At 44.3% G+C, this 18,158-nt stretch carries 12 protein-coding genes and 1 pseudogene; 6 read left to right on the forward strand and 7 right to left on the reverse strand.

What is annotated here, in order from left to right:
• Positions 1-131: 131 nt before the first annotated feature.
• The 3 genes from P5674_RS00735 to P5674_RS00745 form a co-directional block, all read right to left on the reverse strand.
• Positions 132-1,748 (reverse strand): Ppx/GppA phosphatase family protein, encoded by a 1,617-nt coding sequence (locus tag P5674_RS00735; RefSeq protein WP_006618296.1) that lies wholly within the window; start codon positions 1,746-1,748, stop codon positions 132-134.
• 175 nt (positions 1,749-1,923) lie between these two features.
• The gene (locus P5674_RS00740; protein ID WP_043467891.1) at positions 1,924-3,195 is read right to left on the reverse strand and encodes a YcjF family protein; all 1,272 of its coding nucleotides are present in this window, start codon (positions 3,193-3,195) and stop codon (positions 1,924-1,926) included.
• Between the two features lie 13 nt (positions 3,196-3,208).
• Positions 3,209-4,423 carry a DNA double-strand break repair nuclease NurA gene (locus P5674_RS00745; RefSeq protein ID WP_014274026.1) on the reverse strand — a complete coding sequence of 405 codons (1,215 nt, stop codon included), beginning with the start codon at positions 4,421-4,423 and terminating at the stop codon, positions 3,209-3,211.
• Positions 4,424-4,625: 202 nt separating this feature from the next.
• Here P5674_RS00745 and P5674_RS00750 point away from each other — a divergent pair, with 202 nt between their 5' ends.
• Together P5674_RS00750 and P5674_RS00755 are read left to right on the forward strand one after the other, a co-directional pair.
• Positions 4,626-5,090 carry a cyanobacterial phytochrome gene (locus tag P5674_RS00750; RefSeq protein ID WP_014274027.1) on the forward strand — a complete coding sequence of 155 codons (465 nt, stop codon included), beginning with the start codon at positions 4,626-4,628 and terminating at the stop codon, positions 5,088-5,090.
• A 24-nt stretch (positions 5,091-5,114) separates the two neighbouring features.
• Complete coding sequence (locus P5674_RS00755; RefSeq protein ID WP_315669716.1) at positions 5,115-7,685, forward strand: ATP-binding protein; 2,571 nt, start codon at positions 5,115-5,117, stop codon at positions 7,683-7,685.
• Positions 7,686-8,320: 635 nt separating this feature from the next.
• Here P5674_RS00755 and P5674_RS00760 read toward each other — a convergent pair.
• Together P5674_RS00760 and patX are read right to left on the reverse strand one after the other, a co-directional pair.
• Positions 8,321-8,560: a hypothetical protein gene (locus tag P5674_RS00760; RefSeq protein ID WP_043467895.1), complete on the reverse strand. Its 240-nt coding sequence runs from the start codon at positions 8,558-8,560 to the stop codon at positions 8,321-8,323.
• Between the two features lie 331 nt (positions 8,561-8,891).
• Entirely contained in the window at positions 8,892-9,089 is a 198-nt protein-coding gene (gene patX, locus P5674_RS26520) for a heterocyst-inhibiting protein PatX (protein WP_043467898.1), read from the reverse strand.
• A 369-nt stretch (positions 9,090-9,458) separates the two neighbouring features.
• Here patX and P5674_RS00765 point away from each other — a divergent pair, with 369 nt between their 5' ends.
• Positions 9,459-9,743, forward strand: a complete 285-nt coding sequence (locus P5674_RS00765; RefSeq protein WP_006618290.1) for a DUF3288 family protein — start codon at positions 9,459-9,461, stop codon at positions 9,741-9,743.
• Positions 9,744-9,748: 5 nt separating this feature from the next.
• Positions 9,749-13,459 carry a cobaltochelatase subunit CobN gene (gene cobN, locus P5674_RS00770; protein WP_315669714.1) on the forward strand — a complete coding sequence of 1,237 codons (3,711 nt, stop codon included), beginning with the start codon at positions 9,749-9,751 and terminating at the stop codon, positions 13,457-13,459.
• Positions 13,460-13,515: 56 nt separating this feature from the next.
• Here the strand turns inward: cobN and P5674_RS00775 are convergent, their stop codons facing one another.
• The gene (locus tag P5674_RS00775; RefSeq protein ID WP_006618288.1) at positions 13,516-15,162 is read right to left on the reverse strand and encodes a mechanosensitive ion channel; all 1,647 of its coding nucleotides are present in this window, start codon (positions 15,160-15,162) and stop codon (positions 13,516-13,518) included.
• Positions 15,163-15,481: 319 nt separating this feature from the next.
• Here P5674_RS00775 and P5674_RS00780 point away from each other — a divergent pair, with 319 nt between their 5' ends.
• Complete coding sequence (locus P5674_RS00780) at positions 15,482-15,934, forward strand: SRPBCC family protein (RefSeq protein WP_006618287.1); 453 nt, start codon at positions 15,482-15,484, stop codon at positions 15,932-15,934.
• 116 nt (positions 15,935-16,050) lie between these two features.
• On the opposite strand, the gene P5674_RS00785 is transcribed toward P5674_RS00780, so the two are convergent.
• Positions 16,051-16,599 carry an alpha/beta hydrolase gene (locus tag P5674_RS00785; RefSeq protein WP_231852064.1) on the reverse strand — a complete coding sequence of 183 codons (549 nt, stop codon included), beginning with the start codon at positions 16,597-16,599 and terminating at the stop codon, positions 16,051-16,053.
• Between the two features lie 202 nt (positions 16,600-16,801).
• On the opposite strand from P5674_RS00785, the pseudogene P5674_RS00790 reads away from it, so the two are divergent.
• Positions 16,802-18,158 (forward strand): annotated as a pseudogene (locus tag P5674_RS00790) (recombinase); the annotation flags it as partial.

Below are 18,158 nucleotides of genomic sequence, written 5' to 3' on the forward strand. Positions count from 1 at the left end.
TGAATAAACCCGCCCCACCGGGTAATTAATTGATAATTAATAATTGATTGTAGGGGCGCGCCTCCCAAAGAGAATATTAATAAACCAGCCTTTTGAGGAAAGGGGGATCGGGTGGGCTAACAGTTGTTGATTTAAGGTTCTAAAAACGCCACAAGTGTGAGGTTATATTGTTCCTCAAACACATCTTTTTTAAGGTCTAAACTCCACAATTCCAAAGCACAATTATCTTGGGGGTCAACTGGTTTAAGTATCAATTTAAACTCTTTTTTATCGCGATCGCACTGACAAGTAACCTCAGCTACCGCGCCAATTTGACGACGGTCTAAAGCCACAGCCAACCGCATCAAAGGATTAAGACGGTCGATAATGTGACGATTTTTCTTCGACAAATTTTGATAATTTTCATGTTTCTTTTTGGGGGCACTTTTCCGGTGATAGCGAGCCAAATTAGCAATCATATCAATTTCGGTTTCCGTATAACCCAAAAGTTCCCCATTACGGATTAAATAATAGGAGTGTTTATGGTGTGCAGAATGACTAATATATAGCCCGCAGTTATGCAAAATAGCCGCCGCCCAGAGCAATTCTCGTTCCGCCGATCCATAGTCATAGAGAATGCCATTAGTTTGGTCAAATAGGCTGAGAGAGAAGGCTGCCACCCGTTCACCATGTTCTAAATCTACATTATATTTTTGAGCAATTTTGAGGATGCTACGTTGTCGGATAGAACTTTCATATCGTAGGCGGTCTTCAATCAACCCGTGGGTAAGCATCCAATCAACAATTACCCCTTCCCGCAAACTTCTTTCACAAATAGTCAGAGACTCTATTTCTAATAAACTCATCGCCTCCTGTAAAATCAGCGCCCCAGCCAGGATAATTTCCGCCCGCCGATCATTTATGCCAGGAATTTGCAACCTTTCTTGGTAGGATAACTTCCGCAGACGACTAACGATATTGTGTAACTCATTTAAAGTAATTTGGTATCCGGCTAAAGGTGTAGGTTCAGTGCCTAATTTTTCCTTAGCAATCATCACCGCCAGGGTTTCAATTGTACCGGAAGTGCCGACTAAATGGGATACTTTGCGATTGGGGAGATGAAGACGCAACTCATCAACGGGACGTTCCAACATTCCCCGAATATAGGCTTGTACAAACAGAAATTCTGTGCGAGATATAGGGTCAGTTTTGATATATTCTTGAGTGAGACGGACAGCCCCGACCTTGGTACTACTGAGAAATTTAGGTTCTCCACCATCTCCCAAAATTAACTCTGTCGAACCCCCTCCGATATCAATAATAACGTGGGGTTGGTCGTGAAATTCCATAGCCGAGAGGACACCCAAATAAATTCTCCTGGCTTCTTCAGGACCAGAAATCAGGTTAATTTCGAGATCCAATTCGTCGGATACTCGTTTGATAAAATCCCGACCGTTGGGGGCTTCCCGGACTGCGCTGGTAGCGACAGCAACAACTTGCTCGACGTTAAAGGTTTTGGCTAGTTCCTGAAAGCGTCGGAGGGTGGCGATCGCCCTATCCATGACTTCCGGCTTGAGTTGTCCTTTTGGTCCACAGTCTCCGAGTCTGACCGTATCTTTCTCTCGGGCGATAATCGTAAATGCGGGTAGACTCTTATCAATTCGCACTATGACCATGTGCAGAGAGTTGGTTCCTAGGTCAATAGAAGCCAAAATATGTTCGCCACTGGGCCTTAATTGCTTCCCTAAATGCGGAACTGATGTAGCCATAACAAATATATATTAAGCGATTCTAAATTCTATCTTAGATCAAAACTTGGCACTTCAATATCCCCTGTAGACAATCTTAGCCACCAGTAGGGGCGAACAGTAGGGGCGAAAAATTTTTCGCCCCGACAATTGTCCTTTGTCTCCTTCTACCCCTTTCCCAGAGGGAGGGGGAGTTTCATGGTCCATTGTCGATTTGGGTTTGAGAATTTTTAAAGGCTTGTTTCATCACCGATTGAATTCGCTTAGGATCGGGTTTTTTGCCACCCATTAAATCGCCGAAATATACACAAGTAGCTTCACCTAAAGCCCCCGTATAAGCAAAAGCCCAAGAAGCAGCGATCGCACTTCCCAAAGCCGGAATAAACTTAATTAATTCCCGACCGACCACCTGAGCGAGAAATCCACCAGCGATCGCACTAACAATACCCCCAGCTTGGGAGGGGGTAATAGTTTGACCGTAGAGTTTTCCTAGTAACCCCACCATAGACACTTGTAGGGCTGTTAAAACTGGCATAGTCGCAAAAGGTAGGGGAACCGCTGCTATAGTAGCCGCCATAATAGAAAAAGCCAAAATATAGCGCCTTCCCACGTCTCGATATAAATTACTTAATTCCTGTCCCGCCTGTCCTTCCAAAAGCTGATAAATAGTCCTAGCTTCCGCTTCTGGCAACAATTCCATCAAAGTATCCCTAAAATTTTCTAAGCCATAAAATACCGGGCTATAGCCATCTTCTTCCAGGGTAAAATCAATGGCAACTAGGCGATTATATAACTTCTCAAAATCCTCGGTTATCGCCTCAATACTTCGCTGATATTCGGCAAATTCGGGGGGATAGGGGGGATGATTTTCCGTGTTGGCGGGATAGACTTCATGGAGACAAGTAACCACCAAGAGACAGGGTAAATCAGGGTATTTTTTGCGTAAATTAGCCGCAATAGTTCGCAGGGTATCCGTAGCGAAATCATTAATTTTAACCGTCAAAATTAGCACCCGTGCGCCGCGACTTTCCTCCTGTAAATTCTCCACCAACTCCGCCACCAACTCATCCGTATCTTGATTAATATCCCCCAGTCCCACCGTATCCGTAAAAATCAGTAAAGGTAGATCCCCGGAAGGGTAAGCATATCGTTGAGTGTTTTGGGTGTGGGGCTTAAATCCCTGGCCGACAATTTCCGCCGCAACTCCTGTTAATCCCCGAACAATGGAACTTTTACCCGCTTGAGGTTTCCCAATTAGCAGCGCTTCTGTAGTTGGAAGTTCAGCCCGGACGCGCTCCAAAATCTCAGCAACTTCGCTGTCACTAACATTAAACCAGTCTCCAATTCTATCACTGACTTTCCCGATTTTCCACAATTTTTTGAAAGGCTCAGTAACATATTCCCAGGGTGCTTTTTGGGAAGCCGGAGAAGGTTCTGGGGGTAAATTGCTATCAGATGGTTCAGACATAATCACAGGTTTGTTAAGCAATACTTCCGCGTTTGCGTGCTTCTTTGTAGGAGATGCCCACATTAGGGAGTCCGGCGCGAATCATTTGGTCTTCTAGCATAGCAAAAAACCGAGTGCGATCGCCTCCTCTCACCACCGCTTGATTGTGGGCTTCCGCTAAAGCCACCGGGTAGCCATAGCCTTTATAAACTTGGGCTAACATAATTGATAAAGCTAACTCAAATTGTTCCGTATTTTCAGCTACCCAAGCCGGACATTCAATTCTAGCGATTTCCGTGCCCACATTCACATAACAGAAGTAGATGGAATCAAAATCATAATAATCTAAAATACGCGATCGCGATCGCCAGAGGGGGCTGCGCTGTCCCGGTTTCAGATAATTAGACCATAGCACCGTATCTCGCAGAGGTTCAGAAATTTGACAGGGGGCTTGTTTAATCTTGCCTTTTTTGTCCACCTGACCGAAATCTGGGCAATTTCGCACACAATCAGGTTCATTATAGGGACACGCTTGCAATCTCAGAAACGAAATAGTTTCGCTACTGCGAGAAGCGCTGACATAACCCATCATCGGAATACCAGACACTTTAATCATATCCCAGGCTTCTAAAATCGGTGCGATAATGCGATCGCGCGCTTCTACTGGTAATGTTTCTAAAAACCAGTAAACTAGGGAACCATCCACTAAAGCCAGAGCCGGGTTAAGGTTGTCCCCACCAATCGTAGCAATCTCCCGAGCTGTTTCCGCGAGGGCGATCGCTTCCGAAATGGTGCGTTGGTAGCCCATCCATTCCTCTGTCCGAATACCCCACTGACGCGAAATATAAAGGTCTTCGGGACGATAAAAAATTTCGGGAACACTATCAAGGATCGGGTGGCGACTTTGACCATAATGGAGGACAACCCTACCGATATTGATTAGATAACAATAGGCGATTTCGTGGGCGTTAGGGGCGATTTGGGACCCGTCTGTGGCAAAAACTGTATGGGCGGCGGGTGGTGCTTGAATCGTGAAACAGCTATCTAATGGCTCTATGGGAATCGCGGGGTGAAAAGGAATCCGATCTACCCAGTAATTCAGGCTTTCGATCAATTCTTCTTGATGCTTTTGGGCTTCTGTCAGCAGGTTTTGTGCTGCTTTTAGGCGATCGCGGGCGGCTTGGGCTTCACGGGTCAAGTGTTTACTCATCCCCTGCATTTGGCGAGCCAGTTGAGTTAGGTCAAGCATAGTATTGGGCGCTGAAGTCACACCTAATTATAAATCTCAGAGTTTAACTTGATGTGGTTGCGCCGAAATACTTATCACTGATTGCCAATATAAGTGGCTCGGTACATAATATATTAGTGTCTATGGGCAATTTTATGATCACAAATCATCCGGGCTAATGCTTGGTTACTTTTATTATTAACAACTAGGAGTTAATTAAATAGTGGATACAGTCGAAAATTTTCCCTTAACATCTGTTGATCTCAGTAATTGCGATCGTGAACCCATCCATATTCCCGGTAAGATTCAATCTCACGGTTGTTTGCTAGTTCTCCAGGAACCAGAACTCATCATTTTACAAGCCAGTTGTAATACTCAACTATTTTTAGGCCAGGAAGTAGAGGCCGTCGTCGGCAAAACTTTAAGCCAAGTATTCACCCCCACAGCATTTCAAAAAATCTCCCTATCTCTGACCTCTCATGACCTCAAATACTCCAAACCCATTTACATCGAATTAAATTATCACAATAACCCTCAAAAATTAACCGCCATTGTCCATCGACATCAGAATGTATTAATCTTAGAGTTAGAACCCCATATTCCCACACAACCCCACCGCGCTTATAGCATCTATGCACAAATTCAATCATCCTTTCCGAGTATTGAAAATAAAAATAGTTTCGAGTAATCCGCCCAATTTTTAGCCCAGGAAATTCGCCAATTAACCGAATACGATCGCGTCATGATTTATCGGTTTGAAACTGATGGCAGTGGCATTGTCGTAGCCGAAGACAAACAACCAGAATTAGAGCCATTTCTCGGACTCCATTACCCCGCTTCCGACATCCCCAAACAAGCCAGACAACTGTATTATAAAAACTGGGTGAGGATTATTGTTAATGTTAATGATGCTCCCGTCCCTATTTATCCTCTTAATAATCCCATTACTCACAAAAATCTGGATTTAAGTTATGCAACTCTTAGGAGTGTGTCCCCTATCCATATTGAATATCTGCAAAATATGGGCGTTTCCGCGTCCTTGTGTATTTCTCTGATTAATGACCAAAAACTATGGGGTTTAATTGTTTGTCATCACTACAGCCCTAAATTTGTCCCCTATGAATTGCGACAAGCCTGCGAATTATTAGGGCAATTTATGTCCGTTGAACTGTTCCGCCAGTATCAAAAAAATTGGGAAGCCTATCAGAAGAAAGTCAAAAAGATTCAGCAACTCTTTAGACAAGAACTCTCGGGACATGAATCAGATTTAATTAATCGCATTCGCACCATGATTGATTCTAGTGGTCAATATTTGCTAGAATTAGTTAATGCTCAAGGTGTCGTGATTGGCTTACAGGGAGAACTAACTGAGTTTGGCGAAACTCTCCCTAAATCAGATTTGCATGATTTACTCTCCTGGCTGCGTAGCTGCTACCCAGAGGAAATTTTTTACACCGATCGCCTCGCCGAAATTTACCCACCTGCTCAAAATTACATCAACAAAGCCGCTGGCTTGCTGGCTATTTCAATTTACTTAGATCAAGCCACTTATCAAATAGTGTGGTTTCGTTCAGAAATTATCCAGACTGTGACTTGGGGGGGAAATCCTAATAAACCAGTGGTCATTGATGATAATAACCAAGTGCGCCTATCTCCCCGCAAGTCTTTTGAAGCCTGGAAAGAAACAGTTAGTGGTCATGCTTTGGGCTGGAATGAATTAGAAATAAATGCCGCCATGGAACTCCGCAATACTTTAATGTTGGCGGTTTTGCATTTCTCTCATTTCGCCTTAGAAGAGGTCGCTAAACGTGCCGAAATGGCGAATAGATCCAAAAGTGAATTTTTGGCTAATATGAGCCATGAAATTAGGACCCCCATGAATGCAATCTTGGGTTTTTGTGATTTACTTAAAGGATTGGTTGAAGATGAAAAACAACAATCTTATCTGGATGCGATCGCTGCTGGGGGTCGAGCCTTAATTGGTTTAATTGATGATATTTTGGATCTCTCCAAAATTGAGGCTGGAAAACTCCAACTTGAGTATCACCCTATGAATTTGCCTATATTACTACAGGAAATCCAGCAAATCTTTTTACCCACAGCCATGGCTAAGGGTTTATCACTACAGATAAATATTGAACCCAATGTTCCTAAGATTATCGAATTTGATGAAGTCCGACTCCGCCAAATTCTCTTTAATATTGTCGGAAATGCTATCAAATTTACCGAAGAGGGTTCCGTTACGATTTCGGTTCGCGCCCAAAATTGTGATCATGATTCTCGGGTTACTCTGGAAATTATGATAGCAGATACTGGTATGGGAATATCTCCAGATCAGCATCAACAGATTTTTGAAGCCTTTGTACAAAGTGAAGGACAAAGTAACCGTCGCTATGGTGGGACTGGACTCGGTTTGGCTATTACTCGAAGACTTACCAATCTGTTGGGAGGTAAACTAACTCTCGAAAGTCAGTTAGGCTTAGGAAGTGTTTTTACTTTTGCCTTTCCTGATGTCCAAATTACACAATCTCATCAATTAATTAATCTACAAACCTCCCTGAATTTGTCTGATTTTATGCCATCTACTATCTTAGTAGTCGATGATGTCCAGTCTAACCGAAACCTCATTGCTGGTTATTTTGATAACACAGAACATCTGCTGCTACAGGCTCAAGATGGATATCAGGCGATCGCTATGGCTGAAACTCATCATCCTGATGTGATTTTAATGGATCTACGAATGCCCGATTTAGATGGCATTGCTACCAGTAAACTTATCAAAGCCAATCCCCAAACTGCTAATATTCCCATTGTTATGTTAACCGCTTCTGTGGCTGCTCAAGATTTTGAGTTGAGTCAAAATTTATGTCAGGGATATCTACGCAAACCTGTTAATCAAGAACAACTCGCCGCTGTATTCTCCGATATTTTGCCACGCCAAATAAATATTAAACCCCCTAAGATTCCTCAAAAATTCCCTGAAAAAATAGCCATTGATATCACTAAATTACCCTTAAATAAATTGCGAGAGTTACAGCAACTTTTGCAGGAAGAAGAAGACAAAGGATGGCAGGAATTACGCGATCGCATGACTCAAAGACAGTTGCGATCGTTTTTGCGACGCTTACAAAAGTTAGTGAAAAATTATCCCTGGAAACCTCTTGAAGATTATGTTACCATTCTTGATCAGCAGTTCACAGACTTTGATTGGGACCACTTACCAGATACTATCAATAACTTTCCTACACTCAGGCGATCGCTTCAACAACTAGATTCTCCCTAGTCCCCCCGGTACTAAGTCATGGTTTGGTAAAGGTTTTGTAAAGAGTTGATGAAACTAGTCTTTAGGTAATCTATAGAATCTTTTAATTTTGCCACCTTTCGGGTATATTTGAAATAGGGAATTTATCCAAATATCTCGGTGGTGTTAGGGGCGAAAAAAATTAAGTAAAATTACGGAGTTATTAATATAACTTGGTCTATTGGTTGTGTCCAAAAGTCAGTGATTTTACTTACATACTAACTTGCATTCATCTGGGGGAGGTCTATTATGACCGGTCTGGAACTGATTATTTTTATTTTTGGCCCGTTTATTTCATTTAGTCTAGCCTGTTTACTGGCATCTAACCAACGGGAGTTTAGCACCGAACCGGATACCAACAAATACTAACACTAACATATAATCAAAATTGTCTGGGCTGGGCCACCTAGCGGACAACCGCACCAAAGCGGACGGGTTGGGTTAGGGAATTGGGGCAGGTAATTATCTACCAAAAAGGCGATCGGGGGGCATATATATCTATAAGTCTGCGATCGGTGATCAAAAGTTCCCGGAAACCACCACTAAAATCGGTACTCCCATGAGTGGTAGCTTCCTGGTGTCTAGTGCTGACCACTAGCTAGGTAGGTAGAGACCGACTAGCGCCGACCATCTCCTGGCTGAGGATAGGAGGGAGACTCCTCTGGGGACTTATTATCGGCTGCCATAATCTGGCTATCAACAATGGTCGCCATCTCTTGAGTCAATTGTGTATGAAAATCTAGGGAAGCCACGGAGATGGTTTTTGTCTGCGCGGGGGAAGGGGCGACTAAGGCAGCAGCGCCTACAGAAGCGATCGCAGCACTAATAGCCAAGGAAGCCAAAGCATTATATAGCATTTTTAAAGACCCTATCGATATGTGGTAACAGAACTTGCTTAAAATACTTGGGCTAGATTTCCATATCCGGAAAAAAAATAGAATTTTTCCCAAAAATCTCTAGTCTAGTTGGATGACAATCAGAATTTTCTGAAGACATGGGGGGGGGAGACAGTCAACGGAGTAATTCCGATAAATTCGGCGTAATATTAGCCAAAAGTGACGATAATCACTCATCCTGAATACGCCAGCAGTATCACCCATACAAATAATCCCTCAATTGACAAGGGTTAATTGAGGAGACTATCTGATATATTGCGGGCAATAAAGTATATTTACATGGTTGGATGTCTTAGCCTTTCCTGCCGCTACCTCGGTGGGGGGCAGGACTGGATTCAGTCTCTGGTATTTGGTTGTCATTGACTTGAACTAGCTCATAAATTGATTCATGGTAAGAGTCAGACGGGGTAGCTGTAGTCTCCAATTTGGGTTGATTAGCTAGATTAATGAGTGCCAAGCCAGATAGCATAATTAAACTGGAAAGACGCATGAGGGAGTTGTCCGTGTGAAAGTTTCCACTATCTAATACCAGCGGGATATTGGCGATCCGGTAAAAATCGCAAAATTGGATAACTAAGCAACAAGTAAAGTAATAAGCCGACAATTGAGGTTTTAGGGATTCATCAATTGCCTAAGTTCCCCCCATTACACCTTGTTCAGAAACCCCTGAAAACATTACCCTCACCCTAAATCTGAATCCCTAGGTGGGCTGGTGTTGCCAATGGCATATCTAGGACGAGCCCCTACGCTACAGGGTTGGGTTTTGACGAGGTAGCAACACCTATGGCAGGGGAGCGTCAACTGGTAATAATGCCTAACTAGGGCTATAATTAGCTTTTGTTGTACTAATGCTGCTACTATGGACGATCGCCAACAAAAACACCCCCAGTACAAAAGCGATCGCCGAATGGTTGATCAGCTTTTGGCCAATCAGTCACCGGGAGACTTAGAACTGGCGGAACTTGCGCGTCTGAAAATCCGTTACCAGGGGTTCCCCGGCGCTTGGGATATCCAAAAAGACCTAGATCGACTTTTGCAAATGTGGAATTACACGGAAGACAGCCTCTTCGAGAAAACTCGCGCCATTCATGCTGAGGGTCATGTTTACCGCGCTAAAAACCGAGATAGTGATGATTGGGTATAAATAAGATGCACAGAATTGCAGCGATACCAGGAGGCTGGAACCCCGATACAGAGGGGGTTATCTTTATTGAACAAACTGCCGCGCCAATTATTGTTTTAACTGCAGCGGATACAGAAATTCAAACCTTAGCAGCAGCCATAGCTGAGTTACCCTCAGACTTTCCCAATTTACGAGTAACTAATTTGCTGAACCTGCAACAGCAGCTTACTATAGACACCTATGCTGAGGAGGTCTTATCTCAGGCGAAGGTTGTAGTTTTGCGACTGTTGGGGGGACGTTCCTATTGGTCCTACGGTTTGGAAGTTTTGGCGGAAATCGCGGAAACTAAAGGGGTAGAATTGATTATTTTACCGGGAGATGATGGCGGCGACCCGGATTTAATTACTCAGTCTACGGTTCCCCTAACTGTAGCTAACCGAGTTTGGCAATATTTTAGTGAGGGAGGGGTAGAAAATACGATCGCAGCTTTGCAATATATAAGCGATCGCTATTTAGCCACTAATTACAACCCGCCGCCACCTGTAGCCATTCCCAGGGTCGGTCGTTATCCGTGGCGCGCGCTGTCCCCCGTCTCTAACTATCGGGAAGTGGGAATCTTATTCTATCGCGCCCATTATCTATCAGGAAATACTGCCCCCATTGATAGCCTTTGTCAAGCCTTGGCGGCTCGTCAACTTAACCCGGTTCCCCTGTTTGTTTCATCCTTGCGAGATCCAGAAATCCAACAGGAGGCGATCGCCTATTTAACCAAAGCCAGACTCTTAATAAATACCACAAGTTTCTCGATTTCATCCCTGGATAATTCCGACCTACCCAGCGCCCCCCTGTTTTCTTTAGATATCCCCACATTACAAGCCATTCTGAGTGGTATTAGCGAACAGAGATGGCAATCAAGTCCCCTCGGATTACCTCCCCGTGATGTGGCGATGAATATCGCTTTACCAGAAGTAGACGGCCGCATTATTACCCGCCCAATTTCCTTTAAAACTGTCAAAAATAGCGATACCAGACTAGAAACAGATATTGTTCATTATCAACCCAAAAGCGATCGCATAGAATTTGTAGCCGACCTCGCGGCCAACTGGGTCAAACTCTCAGAAACCCCCACCCACCAAAGGCGCATCGCCCTAATTTTAGCCAACTATCCCACCCGTAACGGTCGCCTCGCCAATGGTGTCGGACTAGATACCCCCGCCAGTTGTGTAGAAATTCTCCAGGCTTTAAAATTAGCCGGATATACCGTCAGCGATTTTCCCCTTACCGGAGATGATCTGATTCAGGAACTGACCAGGGGAGTGACTAACGACCCAGAAGGGCGAGATTTTCGGGAAGTTAAGCAGTTTTTAAAATGGCAAGACTACCTGACTTATTTTAACACTTTACCCGCCGTTGTGCAAGGGGGAATTAAAGAACGTTGGGGGGTGCATTTTTTTGAGAATCCGCCGGAGATATTACCGATTGCTGGGGTACAATTTGGCAATGTTTTTGTGGGGATTCAACCATCACGAGGTTATGATATTGATCCGAGTCTGAATTATCACGCGCCGGACTTGGAACCGACCCCAGAATATTTGGCTTTTTATGAGTGGCTAAGAAACCACTTTGAGGCTCATGCGGTGGTTCATGTAGGGAAACATGGTAACTTAGAATGGCTACCGGGTAAAGGGGTAGGACTGTCGGAGGAATGTTACCCAGAAATCGCCCTGGGACCTTTACCGAATTTCTATCCGTTTATTGTTAATGACCCTGGGGAAGGTTCCCAAGCGAAACGCCGATCGCAGGCGGTAATTTTAGACCATTTAACCCCGCCAATGACTAGGGCTCAATTATATGGACCTTTGCAACAATTAGAAGGGTTAATTGATGAGTATTATGAGGCTCAAGTATTAGATCCATCTCGGTTAAAAACTATCAGCGATCGCATTGTGGAGTTAATCCGCAAGGAAAAGTTAGACCGGGATTTGGGCATCTCTGACGGGGAAATGGTGTCGGAATTATTTGGCACAATTGACGGTTATTTATGTGAACTAAAAGAAAGTCAAATCCGCGACGGTTTACATATTTTGGGGCGCTGTCCAGAAGGGAGACAATTGCGGGATTTAATCATAGCCATAGCCCGTCATCCCAGCCAAAATCGATGGGGTTTAACCAGGGCGATCGCTCAAGATTGGGGTTGGGAATTAGACCCATTAACAGCTAATCCGGGGGATTTATGGGAGGTGGAAGGCGACCAGAAAAACAGTGAAATCTGTAGGACAGTCGGGGATGCGATCGCCTTAATCGAAGACCAAGCCGCGATTTTAATCGACCAATTAATCAGCCAAAATAGTCAGGAATTCCCAGGGGAATTAACCCGCCAAGAATTAGTTTGGATCGAAAATATCCTTCTCCCCAATCTGAAAAAATGCGATCGTGAAATTCAGAACCTATTACGGGGACTTGACGGCGGCTATATTCCCAGTGGATCATCCGGTGCGCCGACTCGTGGACGACCTGATGTTCTCCCCACGGGACGGAATTTCTACGCGGTCGATATTCGCGCCATTCCCACAGAAACGGCTTGGCGGGTGGGTCAGTTAGCAGCGGAAGCCTTAGTGGAAAAATACACTCAGGATCATGGAGAATATCCCCAAACTCTAGGGCTATCGGTGTGGGGAACTTCGACCATGCGAACAGGGGGAGATGATATCGCCCAGGCGATCGCTTTGTTGGGGGTACAACCAGTTTGGGAGGGTGCGTCCCGGCGAGTGGTGGATTTTGAAATCTTGCCGATTTCTGTATTGGGACGACCCAGGGTTGATGTCACTTTACGCATTTCTGGGTTATTTAGAGATGCTTTCCCCAATTTAATCGACCTATTCGATCGCGCTGTGGAGATGGTTTCTCAGTTACCAGAAACCCCCGAAGAAAACCCGATCGCCGCCACGGTCTATCAGGAAACTACCGCTTGGGTTAAGGAAGGTTTGACGGAAGATGAAGCTAAAATGCGATCGCGTTTGCGGGTATTTGGGTCAAAACCGGGAGCCTATGGTGCTGGGTTACAAGGATTAATTGAAGGGCAAAATTGGACTGATGACAGCGACCTAGCCCAGGCTTATTTGAATTGGAGTAGTTATGCTTACACTGGCGGTCAAGGAATTTCCGCCCCCCAAGCCTTTGCGAATCGTCTGCAACAAATGCAGGTAGTTTTACACAATCAGGATAATCGAGAACATGATATTTTAGACTCTGATGATTATTATCAATTTCAGGGGGGAATGACGGTGGCGGTGCGGGTTCTCCGAGGCGAAAATCCTGAGACTTATTTCGGTGATAATTCTCTGCCAGAAAATCCGAAAGTCCGACAGTTGCGCTCTGAAATTGCCCGGGTATATCGGTCGCGGGTGGTAAATCCTAAATGGATGGCTGGGGCGATGCGACACGGTTATCGGGGAGCTTTTGAAATGGCGGCTACAGTAGATTTTTTATTCGCTTATGATGCTACAGCCCAATGTGTTGATGATTTCATGTATGGGGGAGTAGCCGAGGCTTATATTTTAGATGAACAAGTCCAGAATTTTGTCCGCGAAAAGAATCCTTGGGCGTTGCGGGATATGGGGGAAAGGTTACTAGAAGCACACCAGCGAGGTTTATGGTCTTCAGCAGACCAAGATTTATTAGATAGATTACGAAATGTGGTTTTAGAGGCGGAAGCTGCCATTGAAATGGCAGAATAAACAGTAGAGGCAGGCTGATAACCTGCCCCTAAGAGGCGATCGCCTCTTGACTATTTTTACTGTTTTAACCGAGAGATGATCTCACGAATTTGCTCCGATGCTACATCGCGACCTCCCAAACCAAAGGCGATCGCAATAGCAACAGCGATCGCCCCCAGTAGCAAGCCAAAAGCCAAATTCACAATATCACTAGCAATCCCCATTTGCTGAAGTGCCATAGCACCCACAAAGATAATAATAGCAATGCGGGCAGCCTGAGCCAGCAATTTAGCCGAAGAAGTGCCGGAACTCGATATTAGATTATGAGCCAAGTTAGCAAAGTATAAACCAATGCCAAAAATGATCACACCCAATAGCACCCGGCCAGCAATGATTAACAACTGCTCAATAATCAAAGTTAAAGCAGTTAAGCCCAAAATATCCGTAGCGGTGACTACCGCAAAGAACATCACACCCACCAAAGCAATCACACCCACGATTTCCGAAGGTGTTTGCTTCGCGGGACTGCTCACAGACTTATCATCTATCACCTCATCCTCTTCTGTGGTCTGAGTTTCGGTAGCCACCGGAATAGCCTTAGATTCAACTCCCAACCACATAAAGATATTGTTAAAACCCAGATTGGTTAGCAGGTTAGTGACCAAATCTCGGACAATAACCCCAAACATATAAGCCAAGACTAATACCACACCCGCAATAAAAACTTGGGGAATGACATTAAATATCTGATTCAGCATGGAAATAGCTGGGTCAGAAATTGCATTAATCTGGAGCGCTTGCAGGGCTGAGATCGCAATAGGAATCATCAGCACAACATAAACAATTGTGCCTAGTACAGAAGATAGGGATGTAGTCCCCATCGCCCTTTGTAATCCCAACTGATTGCTGAGACGATCGAAACCAACGGCAGCCAATAAATTGGTAACAATGCGACTGACGATTTGAGCCAAAAGCCAACCACCTGCCGCGATAACTAAGGCTTTCAGGATATTGGGCAGACTCGACAGGATTTGATTAACCATCGTCTGCACCGGAGATAGCAACCCAGCCAACTCCAAGGTGCTAAGAATCATGGGCAGAAACAGCAGGAAAATAAACCAATAAATGGCATTTCCCAAGGTGTGACTCAGAGAAAAATGGCTCTCGCTTTCCCCATGGCTAACCTGCTGGTTGAGTCGCTCATCCAGCCTGAACATATCCAGGAACTTAATCATCAAGGTTCGGCAAATGGTGGCAAATACCCAGGCGATCGCTAACAAGCCCGCTGCCCCTAATATCCTAGGTAGGTAGCGGGTGATTTCATTCAACAGGGTAGTCAAGGGAGCCGAAACAGAAGTTAACTGGAGTCGGTCAAAGAAACCAATAATCGCAAAAATAAAGATAACCCAGAAAACCAGGGTTCCTGCCCATTTTTCTACGGGGAAGTCTTCGCCGCCTTCAGTAGACCCAGAAATCCAACTGACCAGTTTATTATCTATATCGGTCTTTTTGAGTAGCTTTTTGACCAATGAAGCCGCAAACAGAGCAACTAGGTAGCCAACTAACAGAATTAAAATGGCCGCCCCAAAATCAACAAGGGATATATCCCCCATGCGAAAATTCATTAATTCATCCACGGGATTCGGTGATGAATTCTCTTGAGCTAAAGTTAAATGGGATAGGTTCGCTATTCCTATCCCCAAGGGACTGGAAGTTTCAATCATAATTTTTGTAGATGGGTTCTGAAGTTTTACAATCTAGCAGAATCATTATCCATTAACATCTCCCCACGGAAGGAAACTAGCAGAATTTGACTAACTCTGTTATTTCCCTCGGTGATAGCGTTGAACTCAAATTCAGGTGAGATTCACCAGCACAGCTATACTCATCAGTTTTCCTCCCCAGTTTCCTCCCCAGTTCCAGTTGTTATAAAATGCCTACAGAGCAATCAAACCTCTGTTTACAAAATTGTTTGATCTCACCGTTGGGGTGGACATTAGTTCATTCAACGGATAACGTTCTGAATATAGCTTGAGGCTTAGGATGTCATCTCGTCAAGTATTTGAACAGTCTATTCACATTAAAGCGATCGCCACTACCGTTGAGCGCTGTATTACTGATCGCCATTTAATGCGTCGTTGGCTAAATCCTGCCCTACGTTGCGATCCCGTCGGTGATTGGAATACCGATGTAGGGGGACGTTCCCGGTTTATTATTCAAATTCCCCTTATTCAACCCACCTTAGAGAGTATTGTCCGGGAAAGAGAACCGGGGCTAATTGTCTGGGGATTTGATGGATTTTTCCAAGGATGCGATCGCTGGGAATGTCAACCCCAATCCCAGGGAACCTACTTATTAAATCGCTTTGAATTTGAGATTAATAACCCCTTAATTGCCTTTGGTTTTAATCGGTTCGCCGCCCCTTGGACTAAGGCGGACATGGAAGCTCAATTGCGGCGGTTGAAGCGAGTAGCAGAAGAACAGCAAAACCTATAGGAAGATCCCCATACAAAAAGGGAACCCTCCTATATACGAGAAAGATCCCCCCATTGTCTTAAATTTAATTACTGCAACACCATCCCCAATCTCAAGCCTTGGGGATTATTGCCAACTTAATTACAAATCAGTTGTCGAATTTCTGGTTGAGCCTTCAAAAACGCGATCGCTTGTTCTCCTAGTTCACTAACGTCATCATACAAACTCATCAGATTGTTGACATCTACCGTGATCGTATCAACCGCTTGGAACCCTAAAACCACATCCAACATGGTTAACCGACCATCTCGAGTTGAATCTCGCAAAGCCGACAGCACATCATCAACAATGTTATCAATAGAACTACTAGGATTAATAAACAGACTAAAGGCCCCCACAGCTAATCGACCATAACTCGAACCTAACAGGCTATTAACTACATCCGTGGGAACATTTACCCCAAAATTGAGAGCATTGCGGAAAGTGGTAATTTGAGAATCACTCAGTTCCGCCAAAGTAAATAAAGAGTTAAGTTGGTTAGACCTTTGTCCTGTTTCAGCAAATGTCTGCAAATCTTGAAACTCTAAGGAAATACTAGCGGGGCCGTAAATTAATTGGATCGCTTCGACTGCAGGAGCCGGGCGACTCATGAAAATTGTCAGACTGGCAGTGATTCCTACAATCATCACTAAACTCAGGGATATATATTTAGAGATCCCTTTGGTGAAGACACTGTAAGGGCTACGAAGTCCCTGACGAAAAGATTTTAGCGAAAAGTTCATGCAATATCTCCAGTAGCTTGGAAAGCGTCTATATAGCCTACAACCCCTATTCTACCGTTACTTAGGTATTACTCAAAGCCATAACAGAGTAACAAGTGAGTAAAAAATGAGTAACGATATCAATACCCCTACAGTAGGGGGAAAGGGTAACTATGACGGGGGCTATGCTAGGTTCCTGAAAGCCTATCAAGACTTTAAAGGGGAATGTCCCAAAGGAGTGACACTCAAACTACAAAAGTCCGGGGCTAGGTACAACCTACTATTGCAGTTTAAGCAACCACCTACCGGGAAACGGCTACCCAAAACGGCTAACCTTGAATGTACACCTCAAGGGGTGATAGACGGGGTTAAGAAAGCTAAACTGGTATCAGAAGCCCTAGGGACTATCACTAGCGCTAGTGAATTTTGGGATTGGTACGATGCGACTATCTTAGGAAAGAACCAGATTGAGGATAATCTGATAGCCTACCGGGAAATATTCCAACAACTGGAGGATGAGTATTTTGCCGGGTAAAACCGCAATACAGGACGACCGCGTTCTCGCGATATCGCTAGCGACTTAGCGTCTTACGAGTCTACTAAAGGGGCGCATTTCAGGCTGTTCCCTAACTGGGATGAATATCCTAGCTGGGAGAGTTTCAAGGCTATGCTATATATTCCCTTGCAGAATGGAGAACAATTAGTAGGCTCCAAAACCTTCAAGGAACGTTACTACATCTTAAAAGCCATAGCTGAGAAATCACCTAACAAAGAACACTTACTTAAAAAGCTTGAACCTATTGACCCCAAACAAACGCAATTCAAAAAGAAACAACGGATAGGCATCGATGCCTTTAAGGATTGGTGGTATAGCGCCAAACAAGAAGCCTATACTATTAAAAACCCTCGATGTCAATCATCTCGACATAACTGGTTATGGGTGGCTGGTATGGCAGTAATGTATGGGTTAAGGCCTACCGAGATAGCTGCGGCCGTTAATCTAACTAAGCCATTTGTAACGGATGATGGTATCACTATCAAAGCACTATCAGACCCTGATAATCAAGACAATTACTTGGTATTAGGAGATTACACTTACTTTACTGACTCAGAAGGTCGGAAAGTGAGTATCAAAACAGGGGGAAGGATTGTAGCTCCAATTCCCAGCCCTGAAATGTTTGAGTTTCTGGAATTGAAAAAACCTTTATTGCCTCAATATACCCCTAGAAAAGGCAGTAAACCTAAAACCATAGTTACAGGCTTTGAAGCTGCGTTTAGTAACAGACTTCAATCTATGAAATGCCCGGTAACTCAGAAATATGCTTTTCGTAGGCTGTACAACCTGTTAGGTGAAAAGTATGGACTACCTATCGAGTTACGAGCTAGACTTATGGGTCATAGCACAATCGTTAATGAAGGTAAATATAAAACAGAAGGCATTGACGCTACCTTAGAAGTTCTCAAAGGGGTTTCTAAGTTACCTA

Source organism: Limnospira sp. PMC 289.06 (assembly GCF_032350395.1).
Taxonomy (GTDB): Bacteria; Cyanobacteriota; Cyanobacteriia; order Cyanobacteriales; family Microcoleaceae; genus Limnospira; species Limnospira platensis.